Origin of the sequence: Spirillospora sp. NPDC048819 (assembly GCF_040650055.1) — a bacterium.
In the GTDB taxonomy this organism is placed as follows: Bacteria; Actinomycetota; Actinomycetes; order Streptosporangiales; family Streptosporangiaceae; genus Spirillospora.
The window spans coordinates 1-14951 of sequence record NZ_JBEZGN010000033.1 but is presented as its reverse complement, the minus strand read 5'-3'; the positions used below and the strand labels follow the sequence as shown (position 1 = coordinate 14951).

Annotated in this window: 13 protein-coding genes and 1 rRNA gene; 7 read left to right on the top strand and 7 right to left on the bottom strand. The window is 69.1% G+C overall.

Going from position 1 to position 14951, the window contains the following annotated elements; all coding sequences use genetic code 11:
- Window positions 1-40 precede the first annotated feature (40 nt).
- From AB0C35_RS33670 to AB0C35_RS33660, 3 genes are all read right to left on the bottom strand, one after another.
- On the bottom strand, window positions 41-1252 hold the full coding sequence (locus AB0C35_RS33670; protein ID WP_358465036.1) for a pyridoxal phosphate-dependent aminotransferase: 1212 nt from the start codon (window positions 1250-1252) through the stop codon (window positions 41-43).
- Window positions 1253-1373: 121 nt separating this feature from the next.
- The gene (locus AB0C35_RS33665) at window positions 1374-3884 is read right to left on the bottom strand and encodes an FtsX-like permease family protein (protein ID WP_358465033.1); all 2511 of its coding nucleotides are present in this window, start codon (window positions 3882-3884) and stop codon (window positions 1374-1376) included.
- On the bottom strand, window positions 3881-4663 hold the full coding sequence (locus AB0C35_RS33660) for an ABC transporter ATP-binding protein (RefSeq protein ID WP_358465030.1): 783 nt from the start codon (window positions 4661-4663) through the stop codon (window positions 3881-3883). Before AB0C35_RS33660 ends, AB0C35_RS33665 begins: the two co-directional genes overlap by 4 nt.
- 189 nt (window positions 4664-4852) lie before the next feature.
- Between AB0C35_RS33660 and AB0C35_RS33655 the strand changes: the two genes are divergently transcribed.
- The 4 genes from AB0C35_RS33655 (at window position 4853) to AB0C35_RS33640 (ending at window position 9266) form a co-directional block, all read left to right on the top strand.
- Window positions 4853-5635: a TetR/AcrR family transcriptional regulator gene (locus tag AB0C35_RS33655; RefSeq protein ID WP_358465027.1), complete on the top strand. Its 783-nt coding sequence runs from the start codon at window positions 4853-4855 to the stop codon at window positions 5633-5635.
- 79 nt (window positions 5636-5714) lie between these two features.
- The gene (locus AB0C35_RS33650) at window positions 5715-6716 is read left to right on the top strand and encodes a diiron oxygenase (protein WP_358465024.1); all 1002 of its coding nucleotides are present in this window, start codon (window positions 5715-5717) and stop codon (window positions 6714-6716) included.
- 2 nt (window positions 6717-6718) lie between these two features.
- Complete coding sequence (locus AB0C35_RS33645; RefSeq protein WP_358465021.1) at window positions 6719-8293, top strand: NAD(P)/FAD-dependent oxidoreductase; 1575 nt, start codon at window positions 6719-6721, stop codon at window positions 8291-8293.
- 154 nt (window positions 8294-8447) lie between these two features.
- Window positions 8448-9266, top strand: a complete 819-nt coding sequence (locus tag AB0C35_RS33640; RefSeq protein WP_358465018.1) for an SDR family oxidoreductase — start codon at window positions 8448-8450, stop codon at window positions 9264-9266.
- On the opposite strand, the gene AB0C35_RS33635 is transcribed toward AB0C35_RS33640, so the two are convergent.
- From AB0C35_RS33635 to ctaD, 3 genes are all read right to left on the bottom strand, one after another.
- Window positions 9230-10321, bottom strand: a complete 1092-nt coding sequence (locus AB0C35_RS33635) for a transposase (protein WP_358465015.1) — start codon at window positions 10319-10321, stop codon at window positions 9230-9232. The genes AB0C35_RS33640 and AB0C35_RS33635 overlap by 37 nt on opposite strands.
- A 10-nt stretch (window positions 10322-10331) precedes the next feature.
- A complete protein-coding gene (locus AB0C35_RS33630) occupies window positions 10332-10577 on the bottom strand; it encodes a hypothetical protein (RefSeq protein WP_358465012.1) in 246 nt (81 codons plus the stop codon).
- A gap of 216 nt (window positions 10578-10793) precedes the next feature.
- Entirely contained in the window at window positions 10794-12455 is a 1662-nt protein-coding gene (gene ctaD / locus AB0C35_RS33625) for a cytochrome c oxidase subunit I (RefSeq protein WP_358465009.1), read from the bottom strand.
- A 207-nt stretch (window positions 12456-12662) separates the two neighbouring features.
- Here ctaD and AB0C35_RS33620 point away from each other — a divergent pair, with 207 nt between their 5' ends.
- The 3 genes from AB0C35_RS33620 (at window position 12663) to AB0C35_RS33610 (ending at window position 14808) form a co-directional block, all read left to right on the top strand.
- The gene (locus AB0C35_RS33620) at window positions 12663-13181 is read left to right on the top strand and encodes a DUF523 domain-containing protein (RefSeq protein ID WP_358465006.1); all 519 of its coding nucleotides are present in this window, start codon (window positions 12663-12665) and stop codon (window positions 13179-13181) included.
- A gap of 78 nt (window positions 13182-13259) precedes the next feature.
- Window positions 13260-14150: a MarR family transcriptional regulator gene (locus tag AB0C35_RS33615; RefSeq protein ID WP_358465003.1), complete on the top strand. Its 891-nt coding sequence runs from the start codon at window positions 13260-13262 to the stop codon at window positions 14148-14150.
- Between the two features lie 202 nt (window positions 14151-14352).
- The gene (locus tag AB0C35_RS33610) at window positions 14353-14808 is read left to right on the top strand and encodes a GNAT family N-acetyltransferase (protein WP_358465000.1); all 456 of its coding nucleotides are present in this window, start codon (window positions 14353-14355) and stop codon (window positions 14806-14808) included.
- Window positions 14809-14858: 50 nt separating this feature from the next.
- On the opposite strand, the gene rrf is transcribed toward AB0C35_RS33610, so the two are convergent.
- Window positions 14859-14951 (bottom strand): 5S ribosomal RNA (rrf, locus tag AB0C35_RS33605); the annotation flags it as partial.

The following is a 14951-nucleotide window of genomic DNA, read 5'->3' as shown; positions in this document are numbered from 1 at the left end:
TGCCCAGTAGGGACGCAACGGCTCGGCGGCAGGACAGGGTTCAGCGGCGGTAGGTGTTGAGGAACTCGCCTATGCGGCCCACGGCCTCTTCGAGGTCGTCGGCGTACTGCAGGGTGACGACGCGGAAGTGGTCGGTGGACGGCCAGTTGAAGCCCGTCCCCTGGACGACGAGAAGTTTCTGCTGTTCGAGGAGGTCGAGGGCGAAGCGCATGTCGTTCTCGACCGGGTACATCTCGGGGTCCAGGCGCGGGAAGACGTACAGGGCGCCCATGGGGCGGACACAGCTCACGCCGGGCAGGTCGTTCAGCAGTTTCCAGGCGCGGTCGCGTTGCTCGCCGAGGCGTCCGGTCGGCAGGACGAGGTCTTCGATGCTCTGGTAGCCGCCGAGTGCGGCCTGGATGGCGTGCTGGCCGGGGACGTTGGGGCAGAGCCGCATGTTGGCGAGGATGTCGATGCCCTCGATGTAGGACTCGGCGTGTCCTTTCGGGCCGGACAGCGCGACCCAGCCGGCGCGGAACCCGGCGACGCGGTAGTTCTTCGAGAGGCCGCCGAAGGTGAGGCAGAGCAGGTCGGTGTTCAGGGACGCGATGGGGACGTGCTCGGCGTCGTCGTAGAGGATCCGGTCGTAGATCTCGTCGGCGAAGATGATGAGGTTGCGGCGGCGGGCGACCTCGACGATGCGCGTCAGCACCTCCCGCGAGTAGACGGCGCCGGTCGGGTTGTTCGGGTTGATGACGACGATCGCCCTGGTGCTGTCGCCGATCTTCGATTCGATGTCGTCGACGCTGGGCTCCCAGCCGGCGTCCTCGTCGCACAGGTAGTGGACGGGCGTCCCGCCGCACAGGGAGACCGACGCCGTCCACAGCGGGTAGTCGGGGGCCGGGATGAGCACCTCGTCGCCGTCGTTGAGGAGCGCCTGCAGGGTCATCACGATCAGCTCGGAGACGCCGTTGCCGAGGTAGACGTCCTCCACGTCGACGCCGGAGACGCCGTCGTCCTCCAGCCGCTGCACGACGGCGCGGCGGGCGGGCAGGATGCCCTTGGAGTCGCTGTAGCCGTGCGCCTCCGGCAGGTTGCGGATCATGTCGTGGAGGAGTTCGGGCGGGGCCTCGAACCCGAACGGTGCCGGGTTGCCGATGTGCAGCTTGAGGATGTTGTTCCCCTCGGCCTCCAGCTGCTTGGCGCGCTTGAGCACCGGCCCGCGGATGTCGTAACAGACGTTGGTGAGCTTGCCCGACTGGTTGACCTGCATGGACTCACCATATCGACGGCCGCCCGCACGAATGCGGCCGGGCGGGAAAGGCCCCGCCCCGAAAACCGGCCCGGAAAGAGCCGTCCCCCCGCGTGGCTGCGGGGGGACGGGTCCGGGGGCGTCACGGGGCGGAGATCGCGGACAGGATCGCCAGGCGCGCGGCGCGCCGGGCCGGGCGGATCGCGGCGAGGGCGCCCGCGACCGCGCCGACCAGCGCGATGACCGCGAGTTGCACGGCCCCCGGTGCGAACGGGTTGCCGAGCGCGGAGCCGAGGCCCCACCCGAGGAACACCCCGAGGCCGAGGCCCCCGCCGGTGCCGAACAGCGCGACGATGACCGATTCCCAGCGGACCATCGACCGGATCTGCGGGCGGGTCCCGCCGACCGCGCGCAGCAGTCCCAGCTCGCGGGTCCGCTCGTGGACCGACAGCGACAGCGTGTTCGCGATGCCCATCAGCGCGATGACGATGGCGAGGATGAGCATCCCGTAGACGACGGTGATGAACCCCGTCATCTCCTCGGTCTGGGCGGCGACGTAGTCGTCGCGCGTCTGGACCTCCGGTGCGCCGTACGGTTTGGCGAGCGCCGTCAGCGCCTGCCGCGCGTCCGCCTCCGACGCGCCGGGCGCCAGTTCGACGAACGCCGCGTTGTCCAGAGGCTGCCTGGTGTGCGCGTTCCACACGGTGCGCGGCACGAGGTAGTCGCCGGTCAGGTCGGTGTTCTCGTAGACGGCGCCGACGGTGAGGCGCTGTGAGGCGCCGTCGGCGAACGTGACGCCCACCTGTGACCCGGTGCTCCACCCCTTCTCGTCGGCGACGCTCTTCGACACCGCGAACGTGCCGGCGTCGGCCAGGCCGCCCTGCGTGACGTCCAGGTCGAGGACCCGGCCGAGGGCGGACGGGTCGGCGACGCTGACCGTCGACGGGTCGCCGTCCACCCGCAGGCTGCCGTTGCCGACGCCCGCGATCTCGCCGACCTGCGGCAGCTCCGCGGCGTCCCGGACGAGCGCGGTGCTGAACCCGCCGGTCTCGTTGCCGCCGGCGTTGACGACGATCCGGCCCTTGAACGATCCGGCGACGCTGTTCTCCAGGGACGCGCCCAGCGACCCGATGAACACCGTCATCAGCGTGACGACGCCGACGCCGATCATCAGGGCGGTCGCGGCCCCGGCGGTGCGCTGCGGGCTGCGGGACGCGTTGTCGCGAGCGAGCGTCCCGGGGACGCCGCGCAGCCGTGCCGCGGGCCCGCCGAGGAGCCTGGCCACCGGGCGGGCCGCGACGGGGCCGAGCGCGACCATCGCGACGACGGTCACGATGGCGCCCGCTCCCGCCATCGCCATCTGCTCGGTGAGGGCGCCGAACACGACGGTCCCGATCGCGACCGCGGCGAAGACGCCGCCGACGATGACGCGGGTGTCGGACGGGCCGGCGGACTCGGCGGACACCTCGCGCAGCGCGGCCAGCGGCGGCACCCTGGACGCCTTCACCGCGGGACCGAGCGCCGCGAAGAACGTGACGAGCAGCCCCACCGGAACCGCGATCAGGAGGGTGGTCGCCGACACCGTGAGGCCCTCCATGGCGATGCCGATCCGGAACTCGGTGAACAGCAGCCGGAGCAGGGCCGCGAATCCCAGCCCCCCGGCGAGCCCGGCGAGGGTGGCGGCACCGCCGATCACCAGGGCCTCGAAGCCGACGATGGTGACGACCTGGCGGCGTCCGGCGCCGAGCGCGCGCAACAGCGCCGACTCGCGGGTCCGCTGCGCCATCGTGATCGCGAACGTGTTGTGGATGCTGAACGCGGCGACGAGCAGCGCCACCGCGCCGAACGCGCCGAGGACGGTGCGGAAGATGGTGAGGAAGCCGCTTTCGACCTCGCTCATGCCCTCCTCGACCTGCGCCTGGGTGGTGACGGCTTCGGTTCCGGCGGGCAGGACGCTCTGCACGCGGGACGCCAGCTCGTCCGGACTGACGCCGTCCTCTGTGAGGATGGAGACGCCGCTGATGCGGTCGGGCGTCTTCGCGACGTGCTCGCGGGCGCCTTCGAGCGTGAACGCCGTAAACGACGTCTCGCCGAAGGCCTCCTCCTCACCGAACATGCTGATGCCGACGACCGTCACGGGAATCCGTTCGGGGGTGAGCACCGACGTCCGGTCCCCGACGGTCAGGTTGCCCTCGTCGGCGAACATTTTGTTGATGACGACCTCGTTCGGCGCGCGGGGCGCCCGGCCTTCTGCGAGCCGGTAAGGGTTGAGCTTCGGATCGGTCATCCAGTTGCCGGCGGTGCGGGGGCCGCGTGACTGGATGACCGTGCCGTCCTTGGCGAGCAGCTGTCCTGAGCCTTGGATGACCGGTTCGGCGTTCGCGACGCCGTCCACCTGCCGGACCTTCCCGAGGACGGACGCGTCGATCTGCCCCCGGGAGCCCCAGGGCTCGTCGCTGACCTTCGTGGAGTTCCGCACGCTGACTTCGGTCTTGCCGTAGGCGTTGGAGAAGTACCCGTCGATGCTGCCGGCGAGGGTGTCGCCGAGCACGAGCGTTCCGGTCAGGAACGTCACGCCGAGGAAGACGGCCAGCAGGGAGCCGACCATGCGGCGTTTGCGTCCCCACAGTTCTTTGAAGACGAGCCCGATCATCGGTGGTCCCCCAGTCCCCGCATCCGGTCCAGCACCCGGTCGGGTGTGGGCGCGTCCATGACGTCGACGATCCGGCCGTCGGCGAGGAACACCACCGAGTCGGCGTGTCCGGCGGCGACCGGGTCGTGGGTGACCATCGCGACCGTCTGGCCCAGGCTGTCCACGGCGTTGCGGAGCAGGTCCAGTACTTCGGCGCCGGTGCGGGAGTCGAGGTTGCCGGTCGGCTCGTCCGCGAACACGATCTGCGGGCGGGTGACGAGCGCGCGCGCCAGCGCCACCCTCTGCTGCTGCCCGCCCGACATCTCCGACGGGCGGTGCGAGAGCCGGTCGCCCAGCTTCAGGACGCGGATGACCGTGTTCAGCCACTCCTGGTCCGGGGCGGTGCCGGCCAGCGTCATCGGCAGGACGATGTTGTCGCGTGCGGTGAGCGTCGGGAGCAGGTTGAACGCCTGGAACACGAACCCGATCCGCTCGCGCCTGAGCCGGGTCAGGCGCCGGTCCGACAGCGCCCCGAGCTCCTCGCCGCCGACGTAGACCTTGCCGGACGTCGCGTCCTCCAGCCCCGCCACGCAGTGCATCAGCGTGGACTTGCCGGCGCCGGACGGACCCATGATCGCGGTGAACCGTCCTTCGGGGAGCACGACGCTGACGTCGTCGAGCGCGCGCACCGCCATGTCACCGGACCCGTACACCTTGGTGAGGTGGACCGTGCGGGCGCCGCCCTTCGCGACGCCCGGGTCCTCGTTGATCGTTCGCCTTGCTTCTGCTGCGTTTCCCATGCCGGGATCGTCGCGGCCCGTCATGGCGCCCGTCGTCGGGCCAGGAGAGGCTCTGGCACTGCGCCGTCCGCAGCACTCCGGGCAACGCGTCTACGACCACCGCAGTACTTCGACTCGTTGTCCAACTGTGATGCGCCCAACATACATGCAGGCTTGATTGCTTGTTTGTTCGCTCGTACCGTCTGAGGCGTGTCAGTAAGCAGTCGCCGACGTCATCGGCGCGGCCCCTCCAGCCGCCGTACGCAGCAGGAACGCCGGTCGCGCACGCAGGCCAGCCTCCTGGAGGCCACCATGGAGTGCCTGGTGGACCTCGGCTGGTCCGGGACGTCCACCACCGAGGTGGCGCGCCGCGCCGGCGTGTCCCGCGGGGCGCAGCAGCACCACTACCCGACCAAGATGGTGCTGGTCGCGGCCGCGCTGGAGCATCTGCTGGAAGCGCAGCGGCTGGCGTACGAGACCGCGTTCGCGGTGCTGCCGGCCGAACGGCGCAACGTGTCGGGCGCGCTCGACCTGCTGTGGGAGGTGTTCCGCGGCCGTCCGGCCAAGGCCCTCATGGAGCTGGCGGTGGCGGCCCGCACCGACGACGAGCTGCGGCCCCTGTGCCGCGACCTCAACGAGCGGATCCTCCAGGTCATCCTGGAGACGTTCGAGAAGCTGTTCCCCGAGAACACGCTGCCCGCCGACTTCGTCCCGACGATGCTGCGCGGCCTGTACGCGATGTTCGTCGGCCTGTCGGTCCAGAACGCGCTGGACGACGACGTCGACGGCCACCAGGCAGCGGTGCTGCGCCAGGTCAAGGACGTCGCGCAGCTGATCGTCCCGGAGCAGGGAACACCCACCCGCGCCCCGATGCCCACCACCGCCCCCGGCCCGGCGACCGAGACCGGGTCCGCAGCGCCGCGCCCCGAAGAGGCCGGCCCCGAACCGGCGGACGCGGACGTCACCGAGCCGCGTGCCGCGACCAAGCCCTGAAATCCCACCCGACCCTGATTCCACCCCCCGTAGCACCGTCGGCCCCGTCCGACAGCACGACCCCGAGGGAGCGACCGACATGCCCAAAGCCCCCACCGAGCTCGCCGACGAGGTTCGCGAACAGGTCAAGGACAAGAAGTCGTATCTGGGCGTCATCGACCGCCTGAACAAGGCGTCGGTGGACAAGCACTGGGAAGCGTACGTCGACATCCCCTGGGACGACCCGGAGTTCAAGGTCGACAAGAACGACCCCCGCTGGGTGCTGCCGCCGTTCGACCGGCTCGGCGAGACGGCGTGGTACCAGTCGCAGCCGCCGGAGATCCAGGCGCAGATCGGGCTGTGGCGCGTCGCCACCGCCATGAAGATCGGCCTGCAGTTCGAGAACCTGCTGAAGCGCGGGCTGCTCAACTACGCCTACCGGCTGCCGAACGGCCGGCCGGAGTTCCGGTACGTCTACCACGAGACGACCGAGGAATGTCATCACGGCATGATGTTCCAGGAGTTCGTGAACCGGACGAAGATGCCGATCCGCGGCATGCCGCGGTCGCTCAGCTTCATCGCGCAGGCCGCCCCGTGGATCCCGCTGGTCAGCACCGAGATGTTCTTCGTGTTCGTGCTCGGCGGCGAGGACCCGATCGACTACGTCCAGCGCAAGTCCCTCAAGGGCGGGCACATCAAGCACCCGCTCGAAGAGACCATCATGAAGATCCACATCGCGGAGGAGGCCCGGCACATCTCGTTCGCCCGGCACTACCTCAAGCACCGGGTGCCGAACATGAACCCGATGCGCCGCCGGGTCCTCGGCATCGCGACCCCGGTCGTCCTCGGCGTGATGGCGCGGATCATGCTGTCCCCGCCCGGGCCGATGGTGCGGCACTTCGGCATCCCGAAGGACGTCGTCCGGCAGGCGTACAAGAACGAGGTGTCGCAGGCGGAGATCTCCAACTCGGTCGGCAAGATCCGTGACCTGATGGCCGAGCTCGGCGTGGTCGGCCCGGCCGGCAAGCAGGTGTGGAAGGCGTTCGGCATCTGGGACGAGCCGAAGCAGCGCCGTGAGATCAAGGCCCCCAAGGCGGCCTGAGCATGGCCGACGCGAAGGCCGGCCGGGATACCGCCGCGAAGGCCGGCTCCGCCGTGGTCACGCCCGCGGCGGGGCCGGGCGGCCCGTACAAGGTCGTCGTCATCGGGACGGGCTTCTCCGGCCTCGGCATGGCGATCGGGCTGAAGAAGGCCGGCGTCCACGACTTCGTCATCCTGGAGAAGGCGGACGACGTCGGCGGGACGTGGCGGGAGAACACCTACCCCGGGTGCGCCTGCGACATCATGTCGCTGCTGTACTCCTATTCGTTCGAGCACAAGAACGACTGGTCGCGGATGTTCCCGAAGCAGGCGGAGCTGCTGCAGTACATCAAGGACATCGTCGACAAGTACGACCTGGCGCAGCACATCCGGTTCAACACCGAGGTCACCGGGACCGAGTACGACGACGCCACCGACACCTGGGTGGTGACCGCCGGCGACGGCGAGACCGTCCGGGGACGGGCCCTCGTCGCCGGGATGGGGCCGCTGCACCACCCCAGCATCCCCGACCTGCCGGGCCTGGACTCGTTCGCGGGCCGGACGTTCCACTCCGCCCAGTGGGACCACTCCTACGACGTGACCGGCAAGCGCGTCGCGGTGATCGGTACGGGCGCGTCCGCGATCCAGTTCGTCCCGCAGATCGCCAGGCGGGTCAGGCAGCTGACGGTGTTCCAGCGGACGCCGCCGTGGATCATCCCGAAGCCCGACCGCGGGATCACCGGGCTGGAACGGGCGCTGTTCCGCCGCGTCCCGCTCGTCCAGCGCGGGTACCGCAACGGCGTCTACCTGATGCAGGAGAGCTTCGTCCTCGGATTCAAGAACCCGAGGTTGCTGAAGGCGGCGAGTTCGCTCGCGCGGTGGCATCTCGCCCGCCAGGTCCCCGACCGCGACCTGCGCCGCAAGCTCACCCCGGACTACACGATGGGCTGCAAGCGGACGCTGGTGTCCAGCGACTACTATCCGGCGCTGACGCGGCCCAACGTGGAGCTGACCACCGAGGGCATCGCCGAGGTCCGTGAGCACTCGATCGTCACCCGGGACGGACGCGAGCACGAGGTCGACGCGATCATCTTCGGCACCGGCTTCCACGTGACCGACGCGTTCGACGGCGCGCACATCGTCGGACGGAACGGGCTGCGGATCCAGGACGCCTGGAAGGACGGCATCGAGGCGCATCTCGGCGTCACGGTGGCGGGCTTCCCGAACCTGTTCCTGCTGCTCGGCCCCAACTCCGGTCTCGGCCACAACTCGATGATCTTCATGATCGAGGCGCAGGTCCGGTACGTCCTGCAATGCCTGGCGATGCTGGACGGCGCCGGCGGCACCCGGATCTCCGTGCGGCCGTCCGTCCAGGACTCGTTCAACGCGTGGGTGCAGCGCCGATCCTCGGGTGCCGTGTGGGTGGCCGGGGGCTGCGACAGCTGGTACCTGGACCGGAGCGGCGTCAACCGGGCGGCGTGGCCGGCGTCCACCATCGCCTTCTGGCTGCGCACCCGCAGGCTCGACCCGGCGGACTTCCAGATCGGGCGGCGGGACGAAGCCGAGCCGCGGGACGAGACCGTGAGCCCGGTTTTGTAGGCGGGACGTGTATCGGCGGCGCCCCCGCACCCCGTAGAATTCCGCGCAATTAAACACCAAATCCAATTAATGGCCGCGGGTTCCGGCCGCCCGGCAGAAACCCGCGGTTCCGGCGTCGAACATGCCGGTACCGAACATCGAGCGGAGCACCCGAATGAGCATCGCGATCGTGACCGGAGGCGCATCCGGCATCGGCCGTGCGATCGCCACGTCCCTGGTGGCGCGCGGCGACACCGTCGTGGTCACCGACATCAACGCCGAGGGTGCCGGGCAGGTCGCCGACAAGCTGAACACCCTCGGCAAGGGCAAGGCCGCCTCCGCGCACCTCGACGTCACCGACGCCGACGCCGTCGCCGACCTGTACAAGGGCGTGAAGGCCGACCACGGCCGCCTCGACCTGGTGTTCAACAACGCCGGCATCGCCGTCGGCGGCCTGGCCGAGGAACTCACCCTCGACCACTGGAACCGCGCGATCGACATCAACCTCAAGGGCGTCGTGCACGGCGTCCACGCCGCCTACCCGATCATGCTGGAGCAGGGCCGCGGGCACATCGTCAACACCGCCTCGCTCGCCGGCCTCGTCCCGATGCCGATCGGCATCCCCTACACCGCCACCAAGCACGCCGTCGTGGGCCTGTCCCTCGGCCTGCGCGCCGAGGCGGCCGGACGCGGCGTCAAGGTCAGCGTCGTGTGCCCGAGCTTCGTCGACACCCCGCTGCTCCACAACGTCAACCCGGACCTGCCCGAGACGCCCATGAGCGGAGACGCCACCGGCGACATCGCCAAGGCGTCCCCGCGCCTGTACACGGCCGAGAAGCTGGCCCGCGACATCATGCGCGGCGTCGGAAAGAACCAGGCCCTCATCGTCGCCCCCGCCCACGGCCGCATCGCCTGGCGCGGCGTCCGCCTCAACCCGGGCGCCGCCGTCCGCGTCGCTCAGATAGCCGTCGACCGCATCCGTTCCGGCAATTGAATCCTCCCCTCCCTGAAGGGAGGGGAGGCCTGGAGCGTGTCCAGGTCCTGTCCTTCTCGGGTGGTGCTGTGTGGGGATTTCTGGCTCAGGCGGCCTGGTGGCCCCGGCGGGCCATCTGGTCTTATGCCCTCGGCACCAGCAGGGACGAAACCGGCCCTGACCAGCATCACGTGCGCGGAGTTCTTGTCCCGTGGCCGGGATGTGCCGCAGGTGGTGCAGGTGTAGGTACGTTCTCCGAGCGGCATGCGGTGCTTGGCTCTCGCACCGCATGCCGCGCAGTCCATCGTTGTCCACCGGGGGTCCACCAGCCGGACGTCCCGGGCGTGTTTGCGGCCCATCTCCACCAGCGCCCGCTTGGTCGCGCCGATCGCGGCGTCGGTGGCCTTGCGCGCCATGGTGGTCTTGGTCAGGAACTTGGGACGGAAGTCCTCGACCGCCACCCGATCATGATCCCGGACCACCCGCTTAGCCCACTTGCGGGCATGGTCCTGCCGCTGACGGCTGACCTTCTTGGCCGCCCGGGCGGCCTGCTTGGTGGCGCGCTGATACCCCTTGGACGCCTTCTGGCCTTGAACGGGGCGGCGACGGGCCATCTTGCGCTGGTAGCGGGCCAGGCCGTCGGCAGCCTTCTTCTGGGGGTGCGGCAGGTCGTGCCGGCCGGAGGTGGTGGTGGCGATCTCGCGCACGCCCCAGTCCACCCCGATCATCGTGTTCGCCGGGGGCAGCGGGACCGGCTGGGCGGGGACCACGAAGCTGACGTACCAATGGTCGAGGCTGTCGCGGTAGATCCGCACCGATGCCGGGTCGGCGGGCAGGTCGCGCGACCACACCACCCGCACCGCGATCCCGCCCGCCAGATGCACCCGGCCCTTGAGGCGGAACCCGCACCGGTTGTAGTTCAGTGTCGGCGCGGCCAGCGCCTTGGCCTTGAACTTCGGCATCCCGGCCCGCTGCCGCATTGGCAGCCGATCCCGGATGTCCTTCAACGCCTTGGCGCGGGACTTCCCGAAGTCCCGGATGATCTGCTGCTGCGGCACCGCCGCCCCAGCACGCAACCACGGATGCTCAGCGCGCCACCCGGTCAGCAGCTTGCACAGCCCGCGGGCCGATCTTCTCCCGCGCGGCGTGCGCGGCCTTGGAGGTCTCCACACACATGTTCCACACCCACCGGCAGCGGTCCCACTCGGCCAGCAGCGCCCGTTCGGCCGTGCCCGACAGCCGGGCCCGGTAGGTGTACCGGGCATGACCCGGATCCTCCTGCTCAGGGGCCGGGCCGGAGGCCACAGGGGCCGCAGGGGTGGCGGAGGGCATGATCAGGACAATAACGGCGACCACCGACGGAATCACTCAACGTCACCGCCGGGTGGTCGGCATCACCTCACCCCCCGGGACTACAGGCGCATCGCGCACGCCACGACCATCCGCCCGTGGGCGGATGCTATCCCTGACCTGCTCCGCAGGAGTCCGATTCATCCCCGGCCTGAAGGCCGGGGCTTTCTCGGAAACGGCCGGTAACGAGGGCCCCTCCTACCGGCCGGTTCCCTCCGCCACCTCGAGGTGGTGGCGTTTGGGGTAGTGCAGGTCGAAGGCCGGGCGTTCGGAGCGGATCTGCGGGATCGACTTGAAGTTGTGCCTCGGCGGCGGGCTGGACGTGGCCCATTCCAGCGAATTGCCGTACCCCCAGGGGTCGTCGGCCTCCACCGGGGCGGTGTGCCTGGCCGTCCGGTAGATGTTGTAGAGGAAGAACAACGTCGACACGCCCAGCAGGAAGGCCCCGGCGCTGGACACCCGGTTCAGCGTCAGGAACTCCTCGGGATAGTCGGCGTAGCGTCGCGGCATGCCCTGGGCCCCGAGCCAGTGCTGGACGAGGAAGGTCGTATGGAAGCCGATGAACAGCGTCCAGAAGTGCACCTTTCCCCGACCCTCGTGCAGCAGCTTCCCCGTCATCTTCGGCCACCAGAAGTAGAAGCCCGCGAACATCGCGAACACGACCGTCCCGAAGACGACGTAATGGAAGTGCGCGACCACGAAGTAGGAGTCCTGGACATGGAAGTCCAGCGGCGGTGAGGCCAGGATGACGCCGGTAAGCCCGCCGAACAGGAACGTCACGAGGAACCCGACGGAGAACAGCATCGGCGTCTCGAAACTGAGACTCCCCCGCCACATCGTCCCGACCCAGTTGAAGAACTTCACGCCGGTCGGCACCGCGATCAGGAACGACATGAACGAGAAGAACGGCAGCAGGACCCGGCCGGTCGTGAACATGTGATGCGCCCACACCGCCATTGACAGTCCCGCGATCAGCATCGTGGCGCCGACCATCCCGAAGTAGCCGAACAGCGGTTTGCGGCTGAAGACGGGAATGACCTCGGTGACGATGCCGAAGAACGGCAGCGCGATGATGTAGACCTCGGGATGCCCGAAGAACCAGAACAGGTGCTGCCACATCAGCGCCCCGCCGTTCGCCGGGTCGAAGATGTGCGCGCCGAGCCGGCGGTCCGCCTCCAGCCCGAGCAGCGCGGCGGCGAGGACGGGGAACGCCATCAGCACCAGCAGGCTCGTGAAGAAGACGTTCCAGGTGAAGATCGGCATCCGGAACATCGTCATTCCCGGGGCGCGCATCCCGACGATCGTGGTGATGAAATTGACGCCGCCGAGAATCGTCCCGAACCCCGACAGCGCCAACCCCATGATCCACATGTCGGCGCCGACGCCGGGTGTCCGGAGTTCGCTGCTGAGCGGCGCGTATCCCGTCCAGCCGAAGCTCGCGGCGCCGCCCGGCGAGATGAACGAGGCCATCACGATCAGCCCGCCGAAAAGGAACAGCCAGTAGCTCAGCATGTTCATCCGCGGGAACGCCACGTCCGGCGACCCGATCTGCAGCGGCATGATCACGTTCGCGAACCCGACGAACAGCGGCGTCGCGAACAGCAGCAGCATGATCGTGCCGTGCATCGTGAACATCTGGTTGTACTGCTCGTTGCTCACGAACTGCAGACCGGGCTCCGCCAGCTCCCCGCGGATCACCATGGCCATCACACCGGCCAGCAGGAAGAAGACGAACGATGTGACCAGATACAGGTAACCGATCACCTTGTGGTCGGTGGTGGTCAGCCAGGACACCAGGACTGGGCCGCGCGGGCGACGCGTGCGGGTCGCCTCGGGAAGTGGACGGCCGATGAGGACCATGCCGTGCTCCCTGCAGACGGGGGATTCCCCCACTATTCGCCGGACGCTCGAAGGGCGCAAGCCATCACCGTCAGACAGCCCGGTGGTACCGTCCTCCGCGCCAGCCGGCCATGGTGCCGATGGTTTCGATGGTCCGGTGCGACGTGCACCGGTAGCCGCAGCCCCGCGCGGAAGGGCACACGGAATCGCCCGCATAGGCTGGAGGATGTGGAACGCATTCTGGTCAGCTCCTGCCTGGTGGGCCGCCCCGTCCGCTACGACGGCGCGGCCAGGCCGGTCGCCGGCGGCCTATTCGAACGCTGGCGCGCCGAGGGCCGCCTCGTCCCGTTCTGCCCCGAGGTGTCGGGCGGCCTGGCCGTCCCTCGCCCACCCGCCGAGATCGTCGGCGGCGACGGACACGCCGTCCTCGACGGGACGGCCCAGGTCCTCACGGACGCGGGCGAGGACGTGACGGCCGAGTTCCTGCGCGGCGCCGAACTCGCCCTCGCGGCCGCTCAGCGCTCCGGTGCCCGTATCGCCCTCCTCAAAGAGGGCAGCCCATCTTGCGCCAGCCACCGCATCTACGACGGCACCTTCACGGGGACGCCCGTCGCCGGGGACGGCGTCACGACGGCACTCCTCGAACGCGCAGGCATCCAGGTCTTCAGCGAGAAGGACCTCACCGCCGTCGATTCCCTCCTGCGAAGCCTGGAGACGACTCCGCCGAGCGGCCCCTTGCCCGCATGACCCGGAACCTGAGCGCCACCCGTCAACGATCGAATCCAATAGTTTCCATGGCCACTATTTCCAAGTAAACTATGCTTCATGATGCTGGATGACGCCGCCACGGGGCGGCTGCTGTGGCAGGTCACAACCCGGTGGCGGGCCGCGGTGGACCGCGCCGTCGCACCGCTCGGCCTCACGCACGCCCAGTACACGCTGCTCGGCTCGCTGTACGGCCTCTCCCAGTCGGGCACCCGGCCCAGCCAGCGCGAGCTCGCCGACTTCGCCGGGCTCGAACCGATCTATGTCTCCAAACTCATCCGCGCACTGGAGAGCGCCGGAATGGTCGTCCGGGACCAACATCCCGCCGACCCGCGGGCGCTGCGACTCACCCTCACCGACAAGGGCCTGGCTGTCATCAAAGAGGCCGTGACCGTCGTACACGCCCTCCAGGACGAGCTCACCGCACCGATCGGCGGCAGCGCCGGCCCCCGCAACCGTGAGCTCGTCCGCACCCTGCAGGCACTGCTCGATCCCTCAGACAGGAACGAACCAATGACCGAGACACCCGTACTCACCGGACAGGACATTTCCGAGGCGCACGGCGCCGTCCGCAAACTGCACGAACAGATACTTCACGACACCGGAACCACCTCGAACCAGCACATCACCCTGAAGGTGATAGCCGTCCGAGGCCCGTGGGCCAGCCGGACCGCACTGCGCGACCACCTCTGCGACCAGCCTCAGCTCGGACTGGACGATGCCGCCGCGGACCGGCTGCTCAACGAACTGGAGCAGCGAGAACTGATCAACGGCGGAGACCCGGTGACCCTGACCGCCCAAGGCGAGGACCTGCACACCCGGCTGACCACCGCCGTCCAGGGCACCGCCGCCCAGCTCTACGACGGTCTCACCCCGGACGATCTGGCCGTCGCCCACCGCGTCCTGACGACGGTCATGGAACGGGCCGACCGCCTGCGCCAGGACGTCTGATTCCGCACAACGCAACCCGGCATCCCACACGAGGGCGGGCCCCGATGGCCCCCAGCTCAGGGCCCTCACCCGCCCTCACCGCACAAGGCACCGCCTTCTCCCGAATGAGGGGCATCCCTCTGAGGGGGCAACGCGACCATGCACCTGACTGCTCGCGCAAACCCCGATGCGTCACAAGGCGTTGCCTGTCAGAGTCGTGGACATGGGCACCGACCATGTCGTCATTCGCCGTGCCGGAGACTCGGATGCGGCCGAGATGGCCGACGTATGGTTGCGTTCCTTCACCGCCGCATTACCGACCGTGCAGCGTCCCCATGACGACGCCCAGGTCAGAGAATGGTTCGCAAGCGTGGTCGTCCCAGCGCACGAGAGTTGGGTCGCGGTCGCCGACGGCGGCCTCGTCGGGCTCCTCGTCCTCGATCACAGCGAGTTGGAGCAGCTCTATCTAGACCCGCAATGGCGTGGTCAGGGCCTCGGCGACCGGTTCGTTGACCTGGCCAAGCGGCAACGCCCGGACGGCCTGCACTTGTGGACGTTCCAGGTCAACGGGCCGGCGCGACGCTTCTATGAGCGGCATGGCTTCGTCGCCGTCGAGTGGACCGATGGACGCCACAACGAAGAGAACGAGCCCGACATTCGATACATGTGGCGACCGTAGAAATGAGAAAGGGCCCCGCCGGTGTCGGCGGGGCCCTTTCTGCAATATGAGTCCGGCGGTGTCCTACTCTCCCACACAGTCTCCCATGCAGTACCATCGGCGCTGAAGGGCTTAACTTCCGGGTTCGGGATGGGACCGGGTGT

Excerpts from the sequence above, each read along its gene's own strand:
- AB0C35_RS33640 (WP_358465018.1), top strand. The coding sequence starts at position 8,448 with ATGAGCATCGCGATCGTGACCGGAGGCGCATCCGGCATCGGCCGTGCG.
- AB0C35_RS33660 (WP_358465030.1), bottom strand. The coding sequence starts at position 4,663 with ATGGGAAACGCAGCAGAAGCAAGGCGAACGATCAACGAGGACCCGGGC.
- AB0C35_RS33665 (WP_358465033.1), bottom strand. The coding sequence starts at position 3,884 with ATGATCGGGCTCGTCTTCAAAGAACTGTGGGGACGCAAACGCCGCATG.
- AB0C35_RS33670 (WP_358465036.1), bottom strand. The coding sequence starts at position 1,252 with ATGCAGGTCAACCAGTCGGGCAAGCTCACCAACGTCTGTTACGACATC.
- AB0C35_RS33645 (WP_358465021.1), top strand. The coding sequence starts at position 6,719 with ATGGCCGACGCGAAGGCCGGCCGGGATACCGCCGCGAAGGCCGGCTCC.
- AB0C35_RS33630 (WP_358465012.1), bottom strand. The coding sequence starts at position 10,577 with ATGCCCTCCGCCACCCCTGCGGCCCCTGTGGCCTCCGGCCCGGCCCCT.
- AB0C35_RS33610 (WP_358465000.1), top strand. The coding sequence starts at position 14,353 with ATGGGCACCGACCATGTCGTCATTCGCCGTGCCGGAGACTCGGATGCG.
- AB0C35_RS33615 (WP_358465003.1), top strand. The coding sequence starts at position 13,260 with ATGATGCTGGATGACGCCGCCACGGGGCGGCTGCTGTGGCAGGTCACA.
- ctaD (WP_358465009.1), bottom strand. The coding sequence starts at position 12,455 with ATGGTCCTCATCGGCCGTCCACTTCCCGAGGCGACCCGCACGCGTCGC.
- AB0C35_RS33650 (WP_358465024.1), top strand. The coding sequence starts at position 5,715 with ATGCCCAAAGCCCCCACCGAGCTCGCCGACGAGGTTCGCGAACAGGTC.